General features: G+C 72.2%; 21 protein-coding genes and 2 pseudogenes. 15 read left to right on the top strand and 8 right to left on the bottom strand.

What is annotated here, in order from left to right:
• Window positions 1-22: 22 nt before the first annotated feature.
• The 6 genes from GLX30_RS32130 to GLX30_RS32105 all read right to left on the bottom strand — a co-directional run bounded on the left by GLX30_RS32130 (window position 23) and on the right by GLX30_RS32105 (window position 6,590).
• The gene (locus GLX30_RS32130) at window positions 23-886 is read right to left on the bottom strand and encodes a class II glutamine amidotransferase (protein ID WP_159694437.1); all 864 of its coding nucleotides are present in this window, start codon (window positions 884-886) and stop codon (window positions 23-25) included.
• A gap of 422 nt (window positions 887-1,308) precedes the next feature.
• Window positions 1,309-1,848 (bottom strand): MarR family transcriptional regulator, encoded by a 540-nt coding sequence (locus tag GLX30_RS32125; protein WP_159694436.1) that lies wholly within the window; start codon window positions 1,846-1,848, stop codon window positions 1,309-1,311.
• Between the two features lie 142 nt (window positions 1,849-1,990).
• On the bottom strand, window positions 1,991-2,623 hold the full coding sequence (locus GLX30_RS32120) for an SRPBCC family protein (RefSeq protein WP_159694435.1): 633 nt from the start codon (window positions 2,621-2,623) through the stop codon (window positions 1,991-1,993).
• An 87-nt stretch (window positions 2,624-2,710) separates the two neighbouring features.
• Window positions 2,711-5,098 carry a xanthine dehydrogenase family protein molybdopterin-binding subunit gene (locus tag GLX30_RS32115; RefSeq protein WP_159694434.1) on the bottom strand — a complete coding sequence of 796 codons (2,388 nt, stop codon included), beginning with the start codon at window positions 5,096-5,098 and terminating at the stop codon, window positions 2,711-2,713.
• A 5-nt stretch (window positions 5,099-5,103) separates the two neighbouring features.
• Window positions 5,104-5,721: a (2Fe-2S)-binding protein gene (locus GLX30_RS32110; RefSeq protein WP_159694433.1), complete on the bottom strand. Its 618-nt coding sequence runs from the start codon at window positions 5,719-5,721 to the stop codon at window positions 5,104-5,106.
• Window positions 5,721-6,590 (bottom strand): xanthine dehydrogenase family protein subunit M, encoded by an 870-nt coding sequence (locus tag GLX30_RS32105; protein WP_159694432.1) that lies wholly within the window; start codon window positions 6,588-6,590, stop codon window positions 5,721-5,723. Before GLX30_RS32105 ends, GLX30_RS32110 begins: the two co-directional genes overlap by 1 nt.
• A 139-nt stretch (window positions 6,591-6,729) precedes the next feature.
• Here GLX30_RS32105 and GLX30_RS32100 point away from each other — a divergent pair, with 139 nt between their 5' ends.
• On the top strand, window positions 6,730-7,824 hold the full coding sequence (locus GLX30_RS32100) for an XdhC/CoxI family protein (RefSeq protein WP_159694431.1): 1,095 nt from the start codon (window positions 6,730-6,732) through the stop codon (window positions 7,822-7,824).
• Window positions 7,825-7,872: 48 nt separating this feature from the next.
• Window positions 7,873-9,060: a TetR family transcriptional regulator gene (locus tag GLX30_RS32095; protein WP_159694430.1), complete on the top strand. Its 1,188-nt coding sequence runs from the start codon at window positions 7,873-7,875 to the stop codon at window positions 9,058-9,060.
• 45 nt (window positions 9,061-9,105) lie between these two features.
• On the opposite strand, the gene GLX30_RS32090 is transcribed toward GLX30_RS32095, so the two are convergent.
• A complete protein-coding gene (locus GLX30_RS32090) occupies window positions 9,106-10,470 on the bottom strand; it encodes an MFS transporter (RefSeq protein WP_159694429.1) in 1,365 nt (454 codons plus the stop codon).
• Window positions 10,471-10,769: 299 nt separating this feature from the next.
• Here GLX30_RS32090 and GLX30_RS32085 point away from each other — a divergent pair, with 299 nt between their 5' ends.
• The 13 genes and pseudogenes from GLX30_RS32085 (at window position 10,770) to GLX30_RS32025 (ending at window position 23,908) form a co-directional block, all read left to right on the top strand.
• Complete coding sequence (locus GLX30_RS32085) at window positions 10,770-12,254, top strand: aldehyde dehydrogenase (protein WP_159694428.1); 1,485 nt, start codon at window positions 10,770-10,772, stop codon at window positions 12,252-12,254.
• Between the two features lie 31 nt (window positions 12,255-12,285).
• A complete protein-coding gene (locus GLX30_RS32080; RefSeq protein ID WP_159694427.1) occupies window positions 12,286-13,284 on the top strand; it encodes a VOC family protein in 999 nt (332 codons plus the stop codon).
• Window positions 13,281-14,078, top strand: coding sequence for an aspartate dehydrogenase domain-containing protein (locus GLX30_RS32075; RefSeq protein ID WP_159694426.1), 798 nt, complete (start codon window positions 13,281-13,283; stop codon window positions 14,076-14,078). Before GLX30_RS32080 ends, GLX30_RS32075 begins: the two co-directional genes overlap by 4 nt.
• Window positions 14,075-14,863: an alpha/beta fold hydrolase gene (locus GLX30_RS32070; protein WP_159694425.1), complete on the top strand. Its 789-nt coding sequence runs from the start codon at window positions 14,075-14,077 to the stop codon at window positions 14,861-14,863. Before GLX30_RS32075 ends, GLX30_RS32070 begins: the two co-directional genes overlap by 4 nt.
• Before the next feature lie 11 nt (window positions 14,864-14,874).
• Window positions 14,875-15,396 carry a cupin domain-containing protein gene (locus tag GLX30_RS32065; RefSeq protein WP_159694424.1) on the top strand — a complete coding sequence of 174 codons (522 nt, stop codon included), beginning with the start codon at window positions 14,875-14,877 and terminating at the stop codon, window positions 15,394-15,396.
• On the top strand, window positions 15,389-16,144 hold the full coding sequence (locus tag GLX30_RS32060; protein WP_159694423.1) for an SDR family oxidoreductase: 756 nt from the start codon (window positions 15,389-15,391) through the stop codon (window positions 16,142-16,144). The genes GLX30_RS32065 and GLX30_RS32060 overlap by 8 nt, the downstream gene beginning before the upstream one ends.
• Window positions 16,145-16,163: 19 nt before the next feature.
• A pseudogene (locus GLX30_RS32055) lies at window positions 16,164-16,951 on the top strand (SDR family oxidoreductase).
• A 9-nt stretch (window positions 16,952-16,960) separates the two neighbouring features.
• Complete coding sequence (locus GLX30_RS32050) at window positions 16,961-18,586, top strand: thiamine pyrophosphate-binding protein (RefSeq protein ID WP_159694422.1); 1,626 nt, start codon at window positions 16,961-16,963, stop codon at window positions 18,584-18,586.
• A 55-nt stretch (window positions 18,587-18,641) separates the two neighbouring features.
• Window positions 18,642-19,577 (top strand): PDR/VanB family oxidoreductase, encoded by a 936-nt coding sequence (locus GLX30_RS32045; protein WP_159694421.1) that lies wholly within the window; start codon window positions 18,642-18,644, stop codon window positions 19,575-19,577.
• A gap of 40 nt (window positions 19,578-19,617) precedes the next feature.
• Window positions 19,618-19,854, top strand: coding sequence for a recombinase-like helix-turn-helix domain-containing protein (locus GLX30_RS32040; RefSeq protein ID WP_244258353.1), 237 nt, complete (start codon window positions 19,618-19,620; stop codon window positions 19,852-19,854).
• Between the two features lie 2 nt (window positions 19,855-19,856).
• Window positions 19,857-20,872, top strand: a pseudogene (locus tag GLX30_RS32035) (aromatic ring-hydroxylating dioxygenase subunit alpha).
• 324 nt (window positions 20,873-21,196) lie between these two features.
• On the top strand, window positions 21,197-22,381 hold the full coding sequence (locus GLX30_RS32030; protein ID WP_159694420.1) for a low temperature requirement protein A: 1,185 nt from the start codon (window positions 21,197-21,199) through the stop codon (window positions 22,379-22,381).
• A gap of 81 nt (window positions 22,382-22,462) precedes the next feature.
• Window positions 22,463-23,908, top strand: a complete 1,446-nt coding sequence (locus GLX30_RS32025; RefSeq protein WP_159694419.1) for a glyceraldehyde-3-phosphate dehydrogenase — start codon at window positions 22,463-22,465, stop codon at window positions 23,906-23,908.
• Window positions 23,909-23,973: 65 nt separating this feature from the next.
• On the opposite strand, the gene GLX30_RS32020 is transcribed toward GLX30_RS32025, so the two are convergent.
• On the bottom strand, window positions 23,974-25,029 hold the full coding sequence (locus GLX30_RS32020) for a maleylacetate reductase (protein WP_159694418.1): 1,056 nt from the start codon (window positions 25,027-25,029) through the stop codon (window positions 23,974-23,976).
• Between the last annotated feature and the right edge of the window lie 43 nt (window positions 25,030-25,072).

Raw genomic sequence — 25,072 nt, 5'->3', positions numbered from 1 at the left:
GGCCACCGGGGCGCCGCCCGCGTCACGCCACGGTGCTGCGCGGGAGCTTCCCTTCGGCCTGCACCGGAACGAAGGGCCGCACGAACTCCGAGCCCGCGCCGACCTCGCCGTAGCTGCTCTCGGGGAACTCGGTCCACGCCCCGGGCAGTCCGCTCAGCGGCTCCGACACGACAAGGCGGGTGTCCTCGGAGAGCCCTCTCAGGAACTTCATGTCGGGGTGCAGCGCGCGCAGGGTCTCGACCTCGGCGCTGTAGTACAGGGAGCGTGAGCGGTGCTCGCTGGAGTAGCGGAAGGCCCACAGTCGCTCCCCGTCGGACACGGCGACCGTCATCTGGAGCGGGAGGTCCACGCCGTGCCGCCGGCCCAGGGACTCCACATGACCGGCCATCCGGGCGACGGCCGTCGGCGGGTCCTGGTCAAGGCCGAAGGTGAGCGCCAGGAAGAACATCACCTCGGAGTCCGTCGAGCCCTCGATGTCGGCGAACAGCGACGGGTCGATGACCATGCAGAGGTCCCTGCGCAGCCGGTGGAAGTCGGCGATGGCGCCGTTGTGCATCCACAGCCACCGCCCGTGGCGGAAGGGATGGCAGTTCGTCTGCTGGATGGCCGAGCCGGTCGACGCCCGGATGTGGGCGAAGAAGAGGTGGGAGCGGATGTGCGCCGAGATCTCCCGCAGATTGCGGTTGTTCCACGCCGGTCCGGTGTCCCGGATCACCGCCGGAGTGCCGCCGTCGGGCGTGTACCAGCCGATGCCGAACCCGTCGCCGTTGGTGGTCTCGACACCCATCCGGGAGTGCAGGCTCTGGTCGATCAGCGAGTGTGCGGGGCGGTAGAGCAATGAGTCGAGGAGCACCGGCGTTCCCGTGTAGGCCACCCATCGGCACATATGGACCCTCTCCCCTGCTCGAGGCGCGCGGGCCTTTCCATCATCACGCGTCGTTTCCGTTGATCGCCACGCGGGACGGCTGCGGTCCGGCGCCGGAAGCGTGAGCAGGGGCGGAACCCGCCCCCCACCTCCGGCGGGACGCCCGACGGTCTCCCGTGACGGCGACCTGCGGCCACTCTCGCAGTCGCCGCCCGATGCGGATCACCACTTCGGGCATCGACGGGTCGCCGTTGGGAGACACCGCGTGGGCGAGGTGCGGGCGCGAACGGCAAAGCGCCGGTCGGCGGAGATGCGCCGGCTGCGGTGAGGCGCGTGTGCACGTAGCGGAATGACGCGTTTCGTGCCGGACACCGCTCGGTCAGGCGCGGAACGCCTCGGGTAAGCGGGCGCTCACGCGGCAGCACCGTCGGGCCGCCGGCCGGTCAGGGGGCGCCGGCGGCCGTCTCGTCGTCCGACGCGAGGATCGACCCCTCCAGCTTGCGCAGCAGCCTCGCGACCTGCCGACGCTCGGACGGCGACAGCCCCGCGAGCATGCGGCGTTCGTTGTCGAGGTGCTCCTCGAAGACGGTGTCCACCGTCGCCAGGCCCTTGTCGGTGAGCCGCGAGTAGACGACCCGGCGGTCGTCCGCGTCCCGCTCGCGCACGATGAGGCCGTCCTTCTCGAGGCGGTCGATCCGCAGGGTCACTCCTGCCGACGACACCAGCCCGGTGTCCGCGAGCTGGCCCGCCGTCAGCCGGTACGGCGCCCCTGACCGCCGCAGAGCGGTCAGCACGTCGAAGCCGGCGACTGACAGTCCGTGCCTCTCTATCGAGGAGGTGAGCCTGGTGCTGTACCGCAGGAAGGAACGGTGCAGCCGGGCCAGGACCTCCAGCGGGCTCGTGTCGAGCTCCGGTCGTTCCCTCGCCCAGTCCTCGATCACCTGCGCGACGGCGTCCCGGTCCGCCGGCCTCGATGCAGCCATCCTCATCCCCTCGTACGGCTCCGCCGGACAGCCGTACGGCTTGTCACGGCACTGAGAATCTTACCGCTGAGGTGATCGGCCGGATCCGGCGAGGGGATGCCCGGCAGGGCAGGCCACGGCCGCTGAACCGGGACGGGGCGTGTCAGGCCCGGAAGCGGCGGGTCACCATCCGCAGGACCACGAGCGCTACGAGCGCTGCCGCCGCCGGCCCGGCGGCCTTCCGGAGCAGTACGGGCAGCGCGGCCGCGCCGAGGTCGACGGCCTCCGGTTCCGCCGGGACCGCACTGCGGGCGGTCCCGGACGCAGCGGTGCCGCTCCTCGCTCCGGGGGCCCCGGCTTCGCGCAGCAACTCCTCGAGGCGTGAGGCGAACTGCTGGACGATCCGATCGCCGACCTCGGTCATGATGCCGCGGCCGAACTGCGCGGGACGGCCTGTGATGTCGAGGTCCGTACGGACGCGCACCCGGGTCCCGGCAGGGTCGGCGGCCAGCGTCGCGGTGACCGTGGCGGACGCGGTGCCCGCTCCGCGCGTCTCGCTTCCGCTGAGATCCAGGAGCATCGATCGGGCGGGCTCGTCACGAGTGACCGTGCCGGCGCCGCGGTAACTCATCTGCACCGCGCCGACCTTGACCTTGACCCGGCCGGTGAAGGCGTCGCCGTCGAGGGTGTCGAGCACGGCTCCCGGCATGCAGGGCGCGACGCGGCCGAGGTCGTGGAACAGCTTCCAGGCGTCGTCCGGGGACGCGGGGACGGTGAAGGAGTGGTCGAGTTGCATGGGGGTCCGATCGGGGTGTGCGAAGGGTGGGTGGGGAGGGGCCGGCCGCGGGGCGACGGCCGGGGACCGGCCGTCGCAGTGGTCCGGTCAGTCGTGGGCGGCCGCGGTGCGGATCAGCTCGCGGACGCGGCTCGGCGAGAGCGGGCCGCGGCGGACGACCGCGCCGAAGGGCCGCAGTGCGTCCTCGACGGCGTTGGCGAGGACGGCCTGCGGTGCGATCGCGCCGCCTTCGCCGAGGCCCTTGACGCCGAGGTCGTTCATGGGGCTGGGCGTGAAGATCTCGTCCATGTCGAGGTCGGGGATCTCGCTGGAGGTGGGGACGAGGTAGTCCATGTAGGTGCCCGTGCGTGGCTGTCCGTCGGGGCCGTAGACCATCTCCTCGTACAGCGCGCCGCCGATCCCCTGGGCGATTCCCCCGGTGACCTGGCCCTCCGCGATCATCGGGTTGACGATGGTGCCGGCGTCGTGGACGACCACGTAGTGCAGGATCGTGATCTCGCCGGTGTGCTCGTCGACCTCGACGACGGCCGCGTGGGCGCCGCTCGCGACGGCGAAGCCGGGCGGGCGGAAGTGGACGGTTTCGCTCAGTTCCGTACCGTGGCGTCCGTCGGACGGTTCGGGGGTGCCGGGCAGGGGGGCGCGTCCGGCGAGTTCGGCCAGGGTGATCGACGGGCCGCCCGGTTCCTCCACGGCCACGACGCCGTCCGTGATGTCGAGTTCACCGGCGGGGACGCCGAGCCGTCGGGCAGCCGCCTCGACGATCTTCTCCCGGACGAGCCGGCCGGCCCGGTGGGCGGCGTTGCCCGCGTTGACCAGCGCACGGCTGGCGATGGTCCCCACGCCGAAGGGCGTGGCCTCGGTGTCGCCGCCGATGACGTCGATCATGTCGGGCGGGACGCCGAGGGCGTCGGCGGCGATCTGCGCCATGGAGGTGCGGTGGCCCTGGCCTTGGGAGGGCGCGCCGATGGCGAGCTTCACCCTGCCGCTGGGGACGACGTCGATACGGGCGGTCTCGAACGGCCCGAGTCCGGTGGCCTCGATGTACATGGCGAAGCCGATGCCGAGGTGCTTGCCGTCGAGGGGACCTCGGCGCTGCCGGGCGCGCACGTGCAGGGCGTCCGCCTTGGCGACGGCGCGCCGCAGCAGCTCCGGGTAGTCCCCGGAGTCGTAGGACTGGGGCCTGCCCGAGCGGTCGACCAGGCCGGTCTCGTACGGCATCTCGTCGGGCTGCACCAGATTGCGGGCCCGCAGTTCCTCGGGCGCGATACCGAGGCGCTCGGCCAGCCGGTCCATGGCCCGTTCCATGGCGAAGACGGTCTCCGGCCGGCCGGCTCCCCGGTAGGGCGTGGCGAACGTGGTGTTGGTGAGGACACCGGTGACGTCGATGTCGACGTTCGGGACACGGTAGGGGCCGAGCAGATGGCACAGCGAGTTGTACGGCACCACGAGCCCGGTCATGTTGTACGCGCCGAAGTTGACGGTGATCCGGTCGCGCACGGCGACGAGGCGGCCGTCGGCATCGGCGGCGAGTTCGATGCGGTGCACCTGCTCGCGTGCGTGGGAGGAGGCGGTGAGGTTCTCGTTGCGGTCCTCGCGCCACAGGACGGGCCGGCGCAGGACACGGGCCGCGTGCGGTATCAGCAGTTCCTCGACGTACAGGATGCCCTTCTGGCCGAAACCGCCGCCGACGTCGACGGCGATGACGTGTACCGACGCGGGGTCGAGGGCCAGGGTGCTCGCGACGGCGTCCCGCAGCCGGTGCGGCGTCTGGGTGCCCGACCAGACCGTGAGCCTGCCGCTGTACGGGTCGACCTGCGCGGAGATCGCACGCGTCTCGATCGGCGAGGCGACGTAGCGGTGGGCCTCGAACTGCTCGCTCACGATGGTGTGCGCCGCGGCGAAGGCGGCGTCCGGGTCGCCGACGCGGGTGGCGACGGCGACGGCGGTGTTGTCGGGCAGGCCCTCGTGCAGCAGGGGCGCGTCCGCCGCCAGGGCGTCGCCCGGCTCGACCAGGACCGGCAGTGGGGCGTAGCGCACCGCGATGAGGTCGAGGGCGTCCTCGGCGAGGTAGCGGTTCTCGGCCAGGACGACGGCGACGGGCTGTCCGGCGTACAGGACCTTGTCGTGGGCGAGCAGCGGCATGGGCGTCATCCGCACGACGGGGTCCAGCAGGTCGGCGAGCCCCGGCGGGGTGCGCAGTTCCTCCCTGTTGAGCATGGCGGGCAGGTGTGCCACGTCCTCGGCGGTCCAGACGGCGACGACGCCGGGTGCGGCGAGCGCCGCGCTCACGTCGACGGACTCGATCCGCGCATGGGCGTGCGGACTGCGCAGGAATGCGGCCTCGACGGTGTCCGGCAGGGCGATGTCGTCGACGTAGCGGCCGTTCCCTCGGAGCAGCCGGTCGTCCTCGACACGGGGGACGGATCGTCCGATCCAGGCGCCGTCGGTGGGGGCGGGATGGGAATCGCGGGACATGGGGGTCACTTCCCGAATCGCTCGTCGAGTGCCTGGCACACGGCACGGCGGATGTTGCGGTAGCCCGTGCACCGGCACAGATGGCCGCTCAGTGCGTCGGCGACCTGTGGCTCGTCGGGCCGCTCGGGCCGCTCGGTCAGAGCGGTCGCCGTCATGACGAACCCGGGCGTGCAGAAGCCGCATTGCATGCCGTGGCACTCGTGGAAGGCGCGCTGCACGGTGGTGAGCGGACCGTCGCCGGGGGCGAGGCTCTCCACGGTGCGCACATCGGCCCCTTCGCACTGCACGGCCAGGGTCAGGCAGGTGCGTACCGGTTCGCCGTCGAGGAGGACGGTGCAGGCGCCGCACACCCCGTGCTCGCAGCCGACGTGGGTGCCGGTGAGCCGGAGCCGGTCGCGCAGGAAGTCGCTGAGCAGCAGCCGCGATTCGACCTGCGCGGTGACGGGCTCGCCGTTGACCGTGAGCCTCAGGGTGTGCCAGGCGGAGGGCTCGGCGAGCGGTGGGGTGCGGGGGCGGAGCGGCACGCCTTCGGAGGTACCTTCCGTGTCCGCCGCGGTGACCGCGGAGCGGCGGCCCTGCGGCGGTGCGGGGGGTGCGGGACGGGCAGGGACGGAGGGGGTCATCAGCAGCGCTCCCAGGCGGTGGTGCAGGCGCGGGCGAGGAGATGGGCGGCCGTCTCGCGCCGGTGCTCGGCGGTGGCGTGGACGTCCCCTGCGGGATCGAGGCCGTCCAGGGCGGCGCGGGCAGCGGCGGCGAGGGCGTCCGGGCCGGCGTCGGTGCCGGCGAGAGCGGCCTCGGCCGCGGTGAGACGTACGGGGACGGGGCCGGCGCCGCAGAAGACGACGCGGGCGGTGCGCACGGTGTCCAGGGCGGCGTTGCGCTCGAGGACCACGGCGACGCCGACGGTGGCGAAGTCGCCGTGCCGGCGGGTCAGTTCCTCGAAGGCCCAGCCGTGGCCGGCGGGTGGGGCGGGGAAGACCACCTCGGTGAGGAGTTCGTCCGGTTCGACGGCGGTGGCGAAGGTGGCGACGAAGAAGTCCGCGGCGGTGACCGTGCGCGTGCCGCGGGGGCCGGCGATGACGAAGTGTGCGTCCAGGGCCAGTGCCGCGGTGGGCAGTTCGGCGGCCGGGTCATGGTGGGCGAGGCTCCCGCAGACCGTGCCACGGCTGCGGATCTGGGGGTGTCCGATGTGCCCGATCGCGGCGGCGAGCAGAGGCCATCCGTCCCGTACCTCGCTGTCGGCGGCTGCACGTGACTGGCGTACGGCGGCGCCGATATGCAGGGCCCCGGTGTCGTCCGCCTGCAGCCGGTCCAGCTCGGGGATGCGGGTGATGTCGACCAGCAGCTCGGGCCGGGCGAGCCGCATGTTCAGCATGGGGATCAGGGACTGGCCGCCGGCCAGGACCTTGGCCTCCCGTGTCCCGTCGGCGAGGAGGGCGACCGCCTCCCCGACGGTGCTGGGGGCGGTGTAGTCGAAGGGCGAGGGTTTCAACCTGCTGCCACCGGACCTCTCTGGTCGTCGTCGCGCCGGGGTGCTCCTGCACGAAACTATCTAGTACCTGAAATGATTTACACTGAAGTTTCTCTTTGGCAAGGGGCCGGGGGAAATTTCACGACGCGGGGTGAGCGACATGCGACACGTCATCGAGCAGGCGGCCGACTGGCAGCGGACCGGTGTCCGCTTCGCGATGGCGACCGTCGTACGGACCTGGGGCTCGGCCCCGCACGGGCCGGGCGCCTCCATGCTCGTGAGTGAGGACGGGCGCATCGCGGGCAGCGTCTCCGGCGGCTGCGTGGAGGCCGCCGTCTGCGCGAGCGCCGAGGAGGTCCTGGCGGGTGCCCCGCCCGCCGTGGAGCGCTGGGGCGTCGGCGATGAGAACGCCTTCGCGGTGGGCCTGACCTGCGGCGGAACCATTGAGGTACTGATCCGCGAGATCGGCGCGGAGGTGCCGCTCGCCAAGGTCGCGGCGGACGCGGCGGCCGGTGTCCCGGTGGCTCTGGTCACTCCGTTCGAAGGCGGCGGCTGCCTGGTCGTGGGCGGCGGGACGGTGTACGGCACGCTCGGCGGCCCGCGGGAGGACCGGGCCGCCGCCCTGGCCGCGGAGCGGATGCTCGGCCGTGGGACGAGCGGGCCGGTGCCCCGCGGCGAGGACTTCGACGGCGACGCGGGGTGCGCGCCGGACCGGGACCTGCTGGTGCAGTCCTTCGCCCCGCCGTCGCGGCTCCTGCTCTTCGGGGCCACCGAGTTCGCCCGCCCGCTCGCGGACATCGGGGCGGTGCTCGGTCACCACGTGACCGTCTGCGACGCAAGGCCCGCGTTCGCGGTCGCCGAGCGTTTCCCGGGCGCGGACGAGGTCGTGGCGGACCGGCCAGACCGCTGGCTCGGTCCGCGCGCCGGCTCGCTCGGACCACTGGCCGCGGTGTGCGTGCTCACCCACGACAACCGCTTCGACGTGCCGGTTCTCACCCTCGCCCTGCGCAGCCGGGCGGGATATGTGGGTGCGCTGGGCAGCCGCCGTACGCATGAGGACCGTCTCGGGCGGCTGCGTGCCGCGGGTCTGAGCGAGGCCGAGCTCGCCCGGCTGCGCTCTCCCATCGGCCTGGACCTCGGCGGGCGGGAGCCTGGGGAGACGGCCGTGTCGATCATGGCCGAGATCGTGGCGGCGCGTCGTGGGGGCAGCGGCCTGCCGCTCACCCGGCGAACCGGACCCGTGCACACCCCGTGACTGTTTTTGAACGACTGTTTTTATGAACACTCGTTTAATGTGAGGCATGTGGACGCAGAGAACAAGCGGAGGCCAGGTTCGCACGACCCGGAGGGCAATCGGCGGGCGGTGCTGGAGGCAGCCAGGCGGCTCTTCGGCGCCCATGGCTACAAAGGTGTGGGCATCCGGGCCATCGCGGCCGAAGCGGGGGTCACGCCGGGTCTGGTGATGGCCTACTTCGGTACGAAGGACGGCCTCTTCCGCGAGGTCGTCGGCGGCGGGACGGGCGTGAGCGAAGAGGTTCTCTCGGCAGCGGCCCGCGACACGGACGACCTGCCGGGCGCCCTCGCACGGACCTATCTCGACCGGTGGGACCGGCTGCCGCCGCAGGACCCGTGGCCGGCGCTGATCCGCTCGGCGGTCGGTCACGCGCCGAGCGCCGAGCTCCTCCGCACTATCCTGGAGAAGCAGGTCGGCGAGCCGCTGACCCGGCTGCTCGGAGCGTCTCCCGAGGCCGAGGTGCGCGCCGCCCTCGTCCGCAGCGTCCTGTTCGGCGTGATCATGGAGCGTTATCTCTTCGCCCACGAGCCGGCCGCGTCCGTACCGACCGCCGCCCTCGCGCCGGCGCTGGCCGATGTCCTCGCCACCGCCTTCGGCGGCGCCGGTGCGCTGTCCTCTCCCCTGATGCCGCCGCCCGATGCATCCCGGCCGCGCCGGACCTGCCCGGAGGCCTCGCGGGACGAGCCTCTGTCCGGCGGCCTACCGGCCGGGTCCCCCGACCGCGAAACGGCGCCGCCCTTTCCCGAGGACGACGACTCCCCTTCGTCGCTGTTCGCCGGGCTGAGCGACATCGCGGCGCGCCATCGGACGGTCCTCGGCCGCACTGTGCGCGCTTACGGCATCAGCCTGCCCGCCTATCACGTGCTCGCCGCCCTCCGGGACGTCGGCGAGCCCTACCGGCGGACCACGGGCGACGTCGCCGCGGCTGTCGGGGGCGGGCCGGGCGGTCTCACTCAGCACGCCGACCGTCTGGAGGCGGCCGGTCTCGTCCGGCGCGAGCGCGACCGGGACGACCGCCGGATCGTCCATCTCTTCCTCACGCCCGAAGGTGTGGAGCTCGCCGACCGCATCCGCGGCGTCCGCGCCGACCAGGAGCGCGAGCTGCTGGCCGGGCTGTCCCTCGCGGAGCGGCGGCAGCTCACCGTGCTGCTCACGGCCCTCGGGAGAACGCTGGGGGCCGGTGTCCCGGAGCGGTGATCACCGCCTCGGAACACCGGCCCCTCAGTGGGCCCCGCGGCCGTGTCAGGAGTTGAGCTCCTCCAGCGTCCGGCCCTTGGTCTCGACCGCGAACCAGGCGATCACGGCGCCCACCGCGGCCACGACCGCGAGCTGCGCGAAGACGAGGGACAGGCTGCCGCCCGCGCCGATGATCGCGCCGACGGTGACCGGGCCGATGATGACGCCGAGCCGGTTCCACAGCCCGCCGAAGGCCGCGCCCTTGGCCCGGTTGGACGTGGGGTACAGCTCCGGCGAGTACAGGTAGAGCCCCGCGTTGATCGCGTACAGGAAGAAGGTCGTGCACGATGCGAAGACGGCGACCTGGCCGCCCGACGTGGCGCCGGCCAGTGCGAGCACCCCGAGGGACAGCACGCTGCCGCCGAGCGCGGCGACCAGCGCCGCCCTGCGGCCCATCCGGTCGATGACCATGGCGACGACGAAGGTACCGAGCAGTCCGGTGACGTTGCTGAGCAGCGTGTAGACCAGCGCGGTCGTCAGATCGAGGCCGAAGTGCTTGGTGTAGAGGGACGGCAGCCAGGTGGAGATGCCGTGGTTGACGTAGTACGCCACGAACCACAGGCCGGACAGGACCGCCGTGCGCCGCAGGTAGCGGCCCTTGAAGATGTCGCCGAGCCGGCCCCGGCCGGTCTCCTCCGTGACGTTCGCGGCGGGCAGTGGCAGCGGTTCCGCGGTGGCACGGGAGACCTGCGCCTCGATCCGGGCGATGGCGGCCTCGGCCTCCTCCGTACGACCGCGGGCCAGCAGCCAACGCGGGGATTCCTCGACATGGCGGGGCAGCGCGGCGGCGATGAGTACGGGCAGGGCGCCGATGAGGAACATGGCTCGCCAGCCGAGGTTGGGCACCACCCAGACGGCCACCAGGGTGGCCGCGGCGAGACCGGCCGGGAAGATCATCTCGTACAGGAGCACGAAGCGGCCGCGCTTGTCGGAGCGGGCGATCTCGTTGATGTACGTGGCCGCAACGGGCACCACACCGCCGATTCCGAGGCCCTGGACGAACCGGAACAGCGAGAACGTCTCGATGCTGCCGGAGAAGGCGACGGCGAGGCTGGCGAGGCCGGTGATGCCGACCCCGAGGGCCACCGTGCGCACGCGGCCGATCCGGTCGCCCAGCCACCCGGCGCCGATGGCACCGATGAGCATGCCGATGGACGCGGCGGTCACCGCGAAGGTCGCCTGCCCGGTGGTGAGGTTCCATTCCTTCATCAGGACGGGCAGGGCCGAGGCGGCCAACAGCTGGTCGAACGCCTCGAAGAAGGTGACGGCGCCGATCAGGAACCGGACCTTGACATGCCATCGCGAGTGCGGCAGTCGTTCGAGTCTCGCGGCTATGGAGCCAAGGGCTGGCTTGCCGGCCACAGTCGTCATGGAGGGTCCTTCCGCGAACCAGAGGAGTTGCGGAGACAGTAGGTTCCTATATCTAAGCGGTCAATGGTTAAGAGCTTAGGAATATCGAAGCCGTACGCTCGCCCCTCATCCTCGACGCCACCGAGAGCGAGATCAAGGCATCCCGGGCAACGATTTCACCTCGGGGCCTTGCGTAGAGAAACTTAAGCACTTAGATTTCTAGTACTTCAGGAACGACGCACGACTCGGCCCGCCCGGCCGCGTCCGGTGCCCGACCGCACGAAGTCCCCCTTCCCGCCGCCTCGTCCGGAGGTCCCGCCGTGCCCACCGTCCCCACCGACATCCTGATCGCCGGCCAGTGGCGGCGCGGTGCGGGTGAGCCCCTCGACACCGTCGACCCGGCGACCGGCCGCGTCCTCGCCACCGTGAGTTCTCCCTCCACCGCGGAGGTCTTCGAAGCGGCTGAGGCCGCCGCCCGCGCGGCGGCGGAACCCGCCTGGCGGGACCTGCTCCCGCACGAGAGGGCCCGGCTGCTGCATCGCATCGGTGAACTGGTCGAACAGAGCGCGGACGAGTTGTCCGCGCTGCAGACCTCGGACACCGGCAAGACCCTCGCCGAGACCCGCGCCCTCGCCCTCAGCGCGGCCGGCACCTTCCGCTACCTGGCGGCCGCGCTCGAGACGGCCGAGGACACCCTCACCCCCTCCCGCGGCCCCTACGTCACGATGAGCGTCCACGAGCCGATCGGTGTCGTCGGCGCGATCAACCCGTGGAACTCCCCCGTTGCCAGCGATGCCCAGAAGCTCGCCCCCGCCCTGGCCGCCGGTAACGCGGTGCTCCTCAAGCCCGCCGCCTGGACCCCGCTGGTCTCGCTCGCCCTCGGCCGGCTGATCACCCGGGCACTGGAGGAGTACCGGCTGCCCACGGCGCTGCTTTCGGTACTGCCGGGCAGCGGCCGGGTGGTCGGCGACGCCATCGTGCGCCATCCGCTCGTCGCCCGTATCGGCTTCACCGGCGGAACCGCCACCGGCCGGTCGATCGCCGCCGTCGCGGCACAGAAACTGATCCCCGCCTCGCTCGAGCTCGGTGGCAAGTCGCCCACGATCGTGCGCGCCGACGCGGACCTCGAACAGGCCCTCTCCGGCGTGCTGTTCGGGATCTTCTCGTCCAGCGGCCAGTCGTGCATCGCCGGCTCCCGGCTGTTCGTCGCCCGCGGGATCTACGACTCCTTCGTCGGCGAACTGGTGGAACGCGTCCGCGCGCTGCGGGTCGGTCCCGGTACGGACCCCGCCACGCAGGTCGGCCCGCTCGTGCACCACGGCCACCGCGACGCCGTCGCCGCCTACGTCGACCTCGCCCGCTCCGAAGGCGCCCGTGTGCTGTGCGGCGGCTCGGCCCCGGAGGGCGAGCGGTACCGCGACGGGGCGTACTACCTGCCGACCGTCCTCGACGACCTGCCCAACACCTCCCGCACCTGCCAGGAGGAGATCTTCGGTCCGGTCCTCGTCGCCCTGCCCTACGACGACGAGGACGACCTCGTCCGCCAGGCCAACGACTCCGTCTACGGCCTCGCCTGCGGCATCTGGACCCGGGACGCGCGCGCCGCATGGCACCTGGCCCGCCGTATCGAGGCGGGAACCGTCTGGATCAACACATACAAGCAGTTCAGCGCCTCCACCCCGTTCAGCGGATGGAAGGACAGCGGCCTCGGCACGGAGAAGGGCCGCGACGCGATCCGCGCCTACCAGCGCCAGAAGTCCCTGTACTGGGGCACCTCCGCCGCCCCGCTCCCCTGGGCCAACTGACCCGGCACGCCCGCCCCGTCTGGAGAGACTCATGCACCGTCCACCGCCCGGTCCGATCGCCCGGCTCCGCTCCCTGCGCTACGTCGAGCTGCACACGCCCGCCTTCGCCGAGGCCGCCGGCTTCTACGAGGAGGTCTGGGGCCTGACGAGCGTCGAGTCCGACACCGGCGCCCGCTGGCTCCGCGGCACCGGTGACGAGCACCACGTCCTGCACCTCACCGAGCGGGAGCGGGTGGGCCTCGGCCGTCTCGCGTTCGCCGTCGGCACACCCGCCGAGGTGGACGAGGCCGCCCGCCGGCTCGCGGCACACGGCATCGTCCCCGTCTTCGGCCCCGGCCCGCTCGAGCAGGCCGGTGGCGGCTACGGGCTGCGGTTCACCGACCCCGAGCAGCGGCTGATCGAGATCAGCGCCCATGTCGAGGCGGTCACGCCGAGCGGCAGGGAGGCGGCGGTGCCCGTCGGCGTCACGCACGCCGTGCTCAACACCACCGACATCGACGCCGCCGTGGCCTTCTACTGCGACGTGCTGGGGCTACGCGTCTCCGACTGGTCCGAGCACCAGATGGCGTTCCTGCGCTGCAACGCCGACCACCACTGCATCGCCTTCAACCAGGCAGAGTGGACCTCCCTCAACCACGTGGCCTACGAGATGCCCTCGGTGGACCACTTCATGCGGGGCCTCGGACGGCTGCGCCACCACGGCATCACACCGAAGTGGGGGCCCGGCCGGCACGGCCCCGGCAACAACACCTTCTCCTACTTCACCGACCCGTCCGGCCTGGTCTGCGAGTACACCTCCGAGGTCGCCCAGATCGTCGAGGACGCCTGGATCGCCCGCGTGTGGCGGCGGGTCCCCGAACTGTCCGACCTGTGGGGCACGGCCGGACCCCCGTCGAAGGAGATCCGCTGCCACATGGCGGGCACGCCGGACCCGGGACCGCTCGCGCCCGTCGACGCCGCGCCCCGCAGCAAGAACCACGCGGACGACGCCTCGGACCGCACCGACCACGCAGAGGAGAACGCCGCATGAGCACCGTGCGCAAGGTGGGCATCGTCGGCTGGGGCGCCATCGGCCGGGTCGTCGGCGCCGCTCTCGCCGAGGGCCGGGTTGGCTCCGCCGAGCTGGTCTGTGTCGTCGACAACCGCCCGCTCGGCGAGGCGGCGCCGGCCCCGCAGGTCACCTTCGAGGAGGCCGTGGAGCTCTGTGACCTGATCGTGGAGGCCGCAGGGCAGGGCGTCGTCCGCGAGTGGGGCGAGCGGGTGCTGGCCTCCGGGACGGACCTGCTGATCGCCTCGACGGGCGCGCTGACCGACGAGGACCTCGCGAAGCGGCTCCTCGCCGCCGGCCCGGGACGGGTCTACTTCACGGGCGGCGCGGTCGGCGGCCTCGACCTGCTCCAGGCCGCCCGCTCGCTGGGCCCGCTGGAAGAGATCCGCCTGACCACGACCAAGCTGCCCGCCACCCTTGAACAGCCTTGGATGGACGCCGAGTTGCTGTCCCGGATGCGGACGGCGACCGGACCGGTCGTGGTCATGTCCGGCACCGCGCGGGACGTACCGGTGAAGTTCCCCAAGTCGACGAACGTGGCCGCCTCGGTCGCGCTGGCCGTCGGCGACCTGGACACTGTGCGGGTCCAGGTCGTCGCCGACCCGGCGGCGCACCGCACCCGGCATGTGGTCGAGGCGTCCGGCGAACTGGGCGCGTACCGCTTCGAGGTAACGCATCTCCCGGACCCCGGCAACCCGGCGACCAGCCGGATCGTGCCGTACGCGGTGCTGCGCTCCCTGGCGGCGATCACCGGCCGGACGGGGCAGATCCTGTGAGCGCCCGCGCCGGCGTCCATGTGGAGGAAGCGGGCGGCCGGGGACCGCTGCTGCTGTGCCTGCACGGCATCGGCTCGTCGTCGGCGGCCTTCGCGCCGCAGCTCGCCGAACTCTCGTCGTACGCACGGGTCGTGGCCTGGGACGCCCCCGGATACGCACGGTCCCCCGACCCTGAGGCCCCGCTCACCCTCGACGACTACGCGGACGCGGCGGCCGCGGTCATCCGCGAGCGGGGCACGAGCGCCCACGTCCTCGGCGTCTCCTGGGGCGGCGTGATCGCGCTGCGGCTCGCAGCCCGCCACCCGGACCTTGTCGACTCGCTGATCGTCGCCGACTCCAGCCCCGGTTCCGGCACGGACGAGGCCAAGGCGAAGGGCATGCGGGGGCGGGCCACCGAGCTGGCCGAGGTCGGACCGCGCGCCTTCGCAGAGGCGCGCGGGCCGCGGCTGGTGTCGCCCGGCGCACCCGGCGAACTGGTCCGGCGCGTCGTCGAGACCATGGCCGCCTCGGTACGGCTGCCGGGCTACGCGTACGCCGCCGAGTCCATGGCCGCGGCCGACCTGCGGGCCGAACTCCCCTCGATCGTCGCGCCGGCCCTCGTGCTCTGCGGCGACCAGGACACCGTCACCGGCACCGAGGCGAGCCAGGCCATAGCCGGTGCCGTCCACAAGGCCGCCTACGTGATCGTCAAGGACGCCGGTCACCTGGCCAACCAGGAGCAACCCGGGCACTTCAACGCCTGGGTCCTCTCCCACCTCCGCATCACCGCACGCATCCCCGAGTAGGAGCTGTTCTCATGCCTCTGACCACCACCGCGTACGACAACGGCGGCGACCTCGCCTCGTACACCGACTCCCTCATCGCCACCAAGGACTCCCGTGTGGCGGACTTCGGCACCCTCTCCTTCCAGGAGAAGGCCGGCCCGCAGTACCGCCGCGGCCAGATCCGCTACGTCGGGTCCGGCGCCACCGGCAACCACGAGAACGACAGCCGGATCCTGCCCTCCGGCGGCTTCACCTTCTCCAACATGCTGCTGCCGCCCGGCGCCGAGGGCCCTGCCCACACCCACCACGACGTCGAGGAGGCCTTCTTCGTCCTCGAGGGGCAGGTCCGCGTGGGTATCCACCGCGGCCCCGACGAGGTCGAGTACCGCACGCTCGGCTACCGCGACATGATCGTCGTGCCGGCCGGTGTGACCCGTTCCCTGAAGAACGAGGGTGACTCCGACGCCCTGTTCTGCGTCGTCATCGGCACGCAGAAGCCGCAGGTGCCGACCTACCCCGAGTACTCGCCGATGCACGGCGTCACCCGTGACTGACACGCCCCTCACCGGTGTGCGCACCGTCGTCGTCACCGGGGCGGGCCGTGGCCTGGGACTGGCCATGGCCCGCCGGGCCGGCGAGGACGGCTTCCGGGTCGTCCTCGCCGAGCTGGACCGGGAGACGGGCGAGAAGGCCGCCGCGGAGCTGCGCGCCCAGGGCGTCGACGCCCACTACGTACACTGCGACGTCGCCGATCCCGCGTCGGTCGCCGCACTGGCCGACGCCGTGCGCGAGCTCGGCCCGCTGTACGGGCTGGTGAACAACGCGGCACTGGCCAACGGCGTGGGCGGCAGGGAGTTCTGGGACATCGGCGTCGGGGTGTGGGACCGGCTGATGACGGTCAACGCCCGCGGTCCCTGGCTGGTGTCCAAGGCCCTGTACCCGCTGCTCACCGCTCCGGGCCGGATCGTCAACATCGCCTCGGACGCCGCCTTGTACGGCTCGCCCCGGCTGTCCCACTACATCGCCTCCAAGGGCGCCGTCATCGCACTCACCCGCGCCATGGCCAGGGAGCTCGGCGACAAGGGCATCACGGTGAACGCCGTCGCCCCGGGTCTGACCGAGTGCGAGGCGACGGAGAGCGTGCCCGCCGAACGGCACGACCTCTACCGCGCCAACCGGGCCGTCTCCCGGCCGCAGCAGCCGGACGACCTCACGGGGATCGTCTCGTACCTGCTCGGCGAGGAGTCCCGCTATCTGACCGGACAGGTGATCGCCGTCAACGGCGGCTTCACCATGAACTGAAACGCAGGAGAACCGAGTTATGGATCTGGGCCTCGCCGACCGCACGATCGTGGTCACCGGCGGCAGCTCGGGCGTCGGCCTGGCCACGGTCCGCGCCCTGCTCGACGAGGGCGCCCGCGTCGCCACCTGTGGCCGCGACGCCGACCGGCTGGACAAGGCGGCCACCCGCCTCGGCGCCGCACCCGACCGGCTGCTGACCGGGGTGTGCGACGTGCGGGACGCCGCAGCGGTGCGGGACTTCGTCCTGCGTGCCGCCGGGCATTTCGGCGGCATCGACGGGCTGGTCAACAACGCCGGCCAGTCCCGGATGAAGAACCTCGACGAATCCACCGCCGACGACTGGCGCGACGAACTGGAACTGAAGTTCGCGGGGGTGCTGAACCCCCTGCACGCCGCGCGCCCGTACCTCGCAGCCTCCGACGCGGCGAGCATCGTCAACATCAACGCGGTCCTCGCCAAGCAGCCGGAGCCCCGGCTGATCACCACCGGCGCCGCCCGCGCGGGCATCCTCAACCTCTCCAAGTCCCTGTCGTCGGAGCTCGCCGGCGACGGCATCCGGGTCAACTCGGTCTGCCTGGGTCTCGTCGACACCGGCCAGTGGACCCGCCGGCACGCGGCGGCCGGCTCCGGGACGAGTTACGAGGACTGGCAGGCCGAGCTCGCGGCCGACCGCGGGATCGCGCTGGGCCGCCTCGGCCGGGCCGAAGAGGTCGCCTACGCGGTCGTCGCCCTGCTCTCCCCCGTGCCTCCTACATCACCGGCACCTCCATCGACGTCTGCGGCGGAGTCGGCCGCTCCATCCTCTGAGGAGACACCATGCGTCACGACACCGGAGGCGATCTCCTCGTCGCCGTCCTGCGCGAACTCGGTATGGACACCGTCTTCGGCATCGTCAGCGTGCACAACCTGCCGCTGGTCGAGGCCGTCGACCGCGAACTGCGCTTCGTGCCCGTGCGGCACGAAGCCTCGGCAGTGAACGCCGCCGACGCCTACGGGCGGGCCCGCGGCGGCATCGGCTGCGCACTGACCTCGACCGGCACCGGCGCGGGCAACGCGGCCGGTTCGCTGATCGAGTCCCTCAGCGCGGGCAGCTCCGTGCTGCACATCACCGGCCAGGTCGAGAGCGAGTACCTGGGCAGCGGCCGCGGGTTCATCCACGAGACCAAGGACCAACTGGGCATGCTGAGCGCCGTGTCGTCGTACGCGGCGAGCGTGCCCGACACCGTCCAGGCGGGCCGGATCCTGCGCGAGGCGGCGCGCGCCGCGCTCGCCGTGCCGGGCGGTCCGGCGAGCGTCGAGTGGCCGATCGACCTCCAGTACGCGGCCCAGTCCGACACTCGCACCGACCTTCCCCCACCGGCCCTCCCCACCCCGGGCGACGGTGAACTCGCCGCCGCCGGCGCGCTGCTGGCCTCCGCGCGCCGCCCGCTGATCTGGGCCGGCGGCGGCGCCACCGGAGCCCGCGGCGAGCTCCTGCGGCTGCTGGAGGCCACCGGGGCGGGCCTGCTCACCTCCAACTCCGGCCGCGGGTCGGTGCCCGAGGACCACGGGCAGGTCGTCGGCAACTTCGCCACGGCCCCCGAAGCCCGCGCGCTCCTCGCGGACGCGGACGTCCTGCTCACCGTCGGCACGCACTTCCGCTCCAACGAGACCGCCGACTACACGCTCGGTCTGCCCGCGGCGCACATCCAGATCGACGCCGACGCGGCCGCCCTCGGCCGTGTCCACCCGGCGACGCACGGCCTGCACGGCGACGCGGCCGCGGTGCTCGACGCCCTGTTGCCGCACGCGCGGCCGGCGGCGGCCGGCTGGGCCGAGCGGGTGACCGCCGTACGCACCGAGGTGCGGGCGGCGCTGCACGACGGCATCGGCCCGCAGGCCGCGATCTGCGACGCGATCCGTGCCGCGCTCCCCCGGGACGCGGTCGTCGCCCGGGACGTCACCATCCCGTCCAGCAGTTGGGGCAACCGCCTGCTGGAGATGTACGACCCGCGGGACAACGTCTTCCCGCGCGGCGGCGGCATCGGGCAGGGCCTCGGCATGGGTATCGGCGCGGCGCTCGCCCGGCCCGGCACGCCGACCGTGGTGATCGCCGGTGACGGCGGTCTCGCCGTCCACCTCGGCGAACTCCTCACCCTCGCCCAGGAACGGCCCCGTCTCACGCTCATCGTGTTCAACGACGGTGGCTACGGCGTGCTGCGCAACATGCAGGACCGCTACGGCGAGCGGCGCTCCGGCGTGGACCTCACGACGCCCGACTTCGAACTGCTGGCACGCGCCTGCGGACTGCCGTACCTGCGGATCTCGGCCGAGGAGCACGCGGCGCCGGTGATCTCCCAGGCGGTCGCCTCCGACGGGCCGACGCTGGTCGAGGTCGACCTCGAGGCACTCGGCCCGATGAAGAACCCGTTCACCCCGCCCGTGAGGATCCCGGGCCAGTAGTCCCGGACCCCGGGTCCGCACGTACTGCCCACTGCCGGTAAGGAGGCACCAGGCCATGAGCGAGAACACGCTGCAGCTGATCGTCCGACGTATGACGTGGGAGGCCGAGGGCGTGCTGTCCGTCGAACTCGCCCACCCCGACGGCAAACCCCTGCCCGTCTGGACGCCCGGCGCGCACCTCGACGTCCATGTCGGCGGCCAGGTCCGCCAGTACAGCCTGTGCGGAGACCCGCACACACCGGACGTCTATCGCGTCGGGGTTCTCAACGAGCCCTCCTCACGCGGCGGTTCCCGGTATGTGCACACCACGCTGCGTCCCGGTCAGGCGGTGACCGTGTCCGAACCGCGCAACCACTTCGCCCTGGAGGAGGCCGACGGCTACGTCTTCGTCGCCGGCGGCATCGGCATCACCCCGCTGCTGGCGATGGCCCGCGAGGCCTGCCGCCGGGGAACCCCATGGCGGATGGTGTACGGCGGGCGGAGCCGGGCCTCGATGGCGTTCACCTGCGAACTCGCCGCGCTGGGCGGCGATGTGACGCTGGTACCGCAGGACGAGCAGGGCCACATCGACCTGGACGCGACGCTCGCGGATCTCGGCGAGGGGGCCCTGGTCTACTCGTGCGGCCCGGAGCCGCTGCTCGTCGCCGTGGAGGGGCGGTGCCCGGAGGGCCGGCTACGGCTGGAGCGGTTCGCCGCTCCGGTCGTGGAACGCGACGGCGACGACACGGCGTTCGAGGTCGAGTGCCGCACCTCCGGGGTGACGCTGAGCGTCGGCGCGGACGCCTCGATCCTCGACGCAGCGGAGGCGGCCGGCCTGAGCGTCAACAGCTCCTGCCGGGACGGCATCTGCGGTACGTGCGAGACCCGGGTGCTCGACGGTACCCCCGAGCACCGCGACTTCCTGCTCAGTGAGGCCGAGCACGCCTCGGGCACCACGATGATGATCTGCGTCTCGCGGTGTGCGTCCGGCCGGCTCGTCCTCGATCTGTGACCCCCGTGGCCCCTACTTCCCCGCACTTTCAGGAGACACCGTGACCGACACCGTGACCGGCGCCTGGCCGTACCTGGACATCCACCAGTCCCGTACCCACGAGCCGACACCGTACGAGTACCGACTCGCCACCACCCTCGAAGAGATCTTCACCGAGGAGGGCCACGAACTGGCCGACGTGGTCCGCGGCCTCAACGCGCGCAAGGTCGGCACAGCCGACGGCACGCCGTGGACCGAGGAGACCTTCCGCGCCGAGATGAACCGACTGGGAGCCTGACCATGACGCTGTCGACGTCCGCCACGGCGGACCACATCTACGCCAACGGGCTGCGCAACCAGTGGCACCCCGTCGTCCCCTCGCACTTCGTCGCCCCGGGCGCGATGCGCAAGGTGACCGCCCTCGGGGAGCAGTGGCTGCTGTTCCGCCGCTCGGACGGCGCCCTGTCGATGCTGGCGGACCGCTGCCCGCACCGCGGCGCGCCGCTGTCGCTCGGCAAGCACCTCGGGGACCGGGTCGCCTGCTGGTACCACGGCGTCGAGGTCGGGACCGACGGCACGGTCTCCTCCGTGCCCGGCCTGCCGGGATGCAACCTCGAGGGCAAGAAGCTGGTCACCTCGCTGCCCGTGCGCGAGGTCGGCGGCGCGATTCTTGCCTACTTCGGCGACGAGGAGCACCCGGAACCGGCACCGCTCGCACTGCCCGAGCCGCTGACGGATCCCGAGGTGGACGCCTTCCTGTGCTACGCCGAGTGGAACGTGCCGTGGCGGTACGCCGTGGAGAACCTGCTCGACCCGATGCACGGCGCCTTCCTGCACCACGACTCGCACACGATGTTCGACGGCGATACGACGGCCAAGTTCCGCATCCGGGAGACCGACCGCGGCTATTTCTTCGAGAAGACCGATCAGCGGGGCGTCAACTTCGACTGGGTGGAGCTGTGCCGGACCGGTGTGGACTGGGTGGACCTGTCCATCCCGTACCCGCCGTCCGCCGGCCCGGCGGACCGTTCGGCGTCGTCGGCATGGCGTGCCCGGTCGACGCCGGCCGCACCGGGGTCTTCTTCTGGCGCTACCGCCGGGTCGAGGGCTGGCAGCGCGACACCTGGCGCTTCCTCTACAAGACGCTGATCGAGAAGCGTCACTGGGAGGTGCTGGAGCAGGACCGGGTGATGCTGGAAGCGATGCCGGCCGACGCGGACCAGCAGGAGAACCTGTACCAGCACGACCTGGGCGTGGTGCGGTTGCGGCGGCTCTTCCGGGCGGCGGCGGACGAACAGTCCTCCGCGGGCGCCTGAGCGTGTGACGGGCCGTCCGCCGCGCCGGCCGTTACCGGCCGGCGCGGCAGCGGCCGCCACGTTCGGTCCTGCGGGCGGACGAAGGTCGACGCGACGCCATGACGGTGCCACCCCGCGGATCCTGCGCGCCACTCGCTGCGCCTCCCGCCGCCGGGTGGTGGGGCGCGGCGCGGCCTGCCATCTCGCCCGTGACCGATGTGGTAGGCACTAGGAGCCGGCTCCATCCCGGAGAAGCAAGCGCACCCCGTGGCCCCTGACCGGCCGCTTCGACAGCTGACCGGGTCCGAGCCTCCCCCCGCCCCCTCACTGCCGAGACGCGCACCTATGAGCCAGTCAAACTCCACCGCCGGCGCATGGCACCGGCCGATGGTCGCCCGCCTCTCCGGCGAACACCATCGCACCGCCACCCCGCTGGAACTGTTCTTCGACCTGTGTTTCGTCGTGGCCGTAGCCCAGGCCGCCGCGGCTTTCGAGCACGAGCTCGCCGAAGGACACGTGGGCCACGGCGTCCTCGGCTACGCGCTGGTGTTCTTCGCGATCTGGTGGGCCTGGATGAACTTCACCTGGTTCGCCTCCGCCTACGACACGGACGACGTGCCGTACCGGCTCCTCACCCTCGTCCAGATCACGGGCGCGCTCGTCATTGCGGCAGGAGCCGCGGAAGCCCTGGAGCACGACGACTTCACCGTCATCACGTGGGGTTACGTCATCATGCGGCTCGCCATGGTCACCCAGTGGCTGCGCGCCGCGTACTCCGATCCCGAACGGCGACGCTGCTGCCTGCGCTACGCGGTGGGCATCCTGGTCGTGCAGATCGGCTGGGTGGCCCGGCTGGCACTGCCCGGCGACGGCGGCCTGGCCACATTCCTGGTCCTGGTCCTGGCCGAACTCGCCGTCCCCGTCTGGGCCGAGACCGCGGCCAACACCACCTGGCACCCCCATCACATCGCCGAACGGTACGGCCTGTTCACCATCATCGTCCTCGGCGAGACCATCACGGCCGCCACCACCGCCGTCCGCGCTGCCCTCGACGACGACGCCGCCCTCGGCGACATCGCGACCCTCGTCGTGGGCGGGGTGCTGACGGTGTTCGCCCTGTGGTGGCTCTACTTCGCGCAGAACGCGCCGCGCCGTCTGACGACCCTCAGGACCGCGCTGCTCTGGGGCTACGGCCACTACGCGGTCTTCGCCTCCGCGGCCGCCGTCGGCGCGGGCCTCGCCCTGAACGTCGCCCATGCCACCGGTCACGGCCACCTCACCGACCGTGCCGCCGCCCTGGCGTACACCGTCCCGGTCGCCGTCTTCCTCGTCATGGTGTGGCTGCTGCACCACCGGGCCGCCGAGCTCCGCAGCCGGACGGACCTGGTCCATCCGGTGGCGGTGCTCGCGGTCCTGGCCTCGGTGTTCACCCCCGCCCCGATCCTCGTCACGGGCATCCTCACCGCCGCTCTGGTCGCTGCGACCCTCGTGCTGACATGGCGCGCGGAGAAGGCCGCCGCGGCAGCGTGACCGCGCCCGGGTGGACCCCCGTCAAGATCGAAAAGAGGGCGGGTTAGCATATGAGCGCCACCTAGCTCGAAAGATAAACCTGTGACTGTCAACGAAGACGCGTTCACCAACTGGAAGACCCGCGAGGAGATCGCGGAGTCGATGATCCCGATCATCGGGAAGCTGCACAGGGAGCGGGACGTCACCGTCCTGCTCCACAGCCGCTCCCTGGTGAACAAGTCGGTGGTCAGCATCCTCAAGACCCACCGGTTCGCCCGGCAGATCGCCGGTGAGGAACTGTCCGTCACCGACACGATGCCGTTCCTGCAGGCCCTTACGACGCTCGACCTCGGCCCCTCCCAGATCGACCTCGCCCTGCTCGCGGAGGCGTACAAGGCCGACGACCGCGGACTGACCGTCGAGGGCTTCACGGCCGAGGCCGTGGCGGGCGCCACCGGCGCCGACAAGATCGAGCGCGGCGAAGGCCGTGACGTCGTCCTGTACGGGTTCGGCCGCATCGGACGCCTCGTCGCGCGCCTCCTCATCGAGAAGTCCGGCTCCGGCAACGGCCTGCGGCTGCGCGCGATCGTGGTGCGCGGCGGCGGTGAGCAGGACCTCGTGAAGCGCGCCTCGCTGCTGCGCCGCGACTCGATCCACGGCCAGTTCCAGGGCACGATCACCGTCGACGAGGCGAACAGCACGATCGTCGCGAACGGCAACGAGATCAAGGTCATCTACGCCGACGACCCGTCCGAGGTCGACTACACGGCGCATGGCATCGACAACGCCATCCTGATCGACAACACGGGCAAGTGGCGCGACCGCGAGGGCCTGTCGAAGCACCTGCGCCCCGGCATCGACAAGGTCGTCCTGACCGCTCCGGGCAAGGGCGACGTCCCCAACATCGTGCACGGCGTCAACCACGACACGATCAAGCCGGACGAGCAGATCCTGTCCTGCGCGTCCTGCACCACCAACGCGATCGTCCCGCCGCTGAAGGCGATGGCTGACGAGTACGGCGTCCTGCGGGGCCACGTGGAGACCGTCCACTCGTTCACCAACGACCAGAACCTGCTGGACAACTACCACAAGGCCGACCGCCGCGGCCGCTCCGCGCCGCTCAACATGGTCATCACCGAGACCGGCGCCGCCTCCGCCGTCGCCAAGGCGCTGCCCGACCTGAAGGCGCCGATCACCGGCAGCTCGATCCGCGTGCCCGTGCCCGACGTCTCGATCGCCATCCTGAGCCTGCGCCTGGGCCGCGAGACCACCCGCGACGAGGTCCTCGACTACCTGCGCGACGTCTCGCTGCACTCGCCGCTCAAGCGCCAGATCGACTTCACCACGGCTCCCGACGCGGTCTCCATGGACTTCGTGGGCTCGCGCCACGCCTCGATCGTCGATGCCGGCGCCACCAAGGTCGACGGCGACAACGCGATCCTGTACCTGTGGTACGACAACGAGTTCGGCTACTCGTGCCAGGTCATCCGCGTCGTCCAGCACGTCTCCGGCGTGGAGTACCCGACCTACCCGGCCCCGGCGGTCTGAGCCCGGCCGCCGACGAAAGCTGTGTCCTCACCCCCTGCGAGGCGGCAGGGGGTGAGGACACTGTGCTACCAGGCGCTGTGCAGGAGTCGGGTCACGGCCTCGGTCTCCGGCGGCCGGGGATTCGGATACGGCCGGTCCGCGACCCGCTCCGCCACCGCGCGCAGGGCGTCGCGCGGAACGCCGAGGGCCCGGAGCGTGGTGGGGCCGTCGTGGCCTGCGGCAAGGCGGCCGACGACCTCGACCGGGTCGCCGCCGGTGATCCGCTCCAGGCGGGCGGCGGCCTTCGGCGCCGAGGGGAGATTGAACGCCATGACGTGGGCCAGCAGCATCGCGTGGAGCTCCGCGTGCGGCAGGTCGAACATCCCGCCGAGGACGTGCGCGAGCTGGTGGTGCAGCCCCGTACGCGTCCGGGCCAGGCACAGGCCGGCGAGCCAGGCCGACTCCTGGAGCCGTTCGCGTCCCCGGAGCGCCGTCAGATCGGCGAGGACGTGGGGGAGCGCGTCAAGGATGCCGTCGGACGCCTCTGTCGCGAGGGCGTCGCTCAGGGCGGTCGCGTCGGGTGCCCAGAGCGCCTCGACCGCGTGGGCCAGGGCGTTCAAGGAGCTCGTCAGCGTGAGGCCCGCGGGCATCGTCAGCGTCAGCTCCGGGTCGTAGACCACCGTCCCGGGTGTGAGGGCCAGGTCGTGTCGCGTCGTCTTCACCCCGTTCTCCGTCTCGCCCAGGACAGGGGCCACCTCCGAGCCCGCGTACGTGGTCGGTACGGCGACCTGCGGCATCCCCGTCCGCGCCGACAGCGCCTTGGCGAGGCCGACGGCCGAGCCGCCGCCGATCGCCACCACGGCGTCCGCCGCCGTCCTCCCCACGACCTCCATCGCCCTGCCGGTCACGGCCACCGGCGTGTGCACGACGGCTCCGTCGAAGCGCGTCGCCAGCCGCGGGCCGAGTGCCCCGGCGAGCTCGTCGGCCGCGGCCCTCGCCGACCCGGTCGCGACCAGCAGCACCCGCCGGGCACCCAGCCGTTCGATCTCCCCGGGGATGCGGTGACGTGCGCCTGGCCCTACGAGGACGCGGGAGGGCAGCGTGTCGAGGACGGTCACGGGAGCGGCATGGTGCTCGGACATCGGTCGCTGCCTCCATCTCGTCGCGGGAGCTCCGTCCATCCGG

Origin of the sequence: Streptomyces sp. Tu 2975, from assembly GCF_009832925.1 — a bacterium.
Lineage (GTDB): Bacteria > Actinomycetota > Actinomycetes > Streptomycetales > Streptomycetaceae > Streptomyces.
This window is presented reverse-complemented; position numbering and strand designations above follow the sequence as displayed.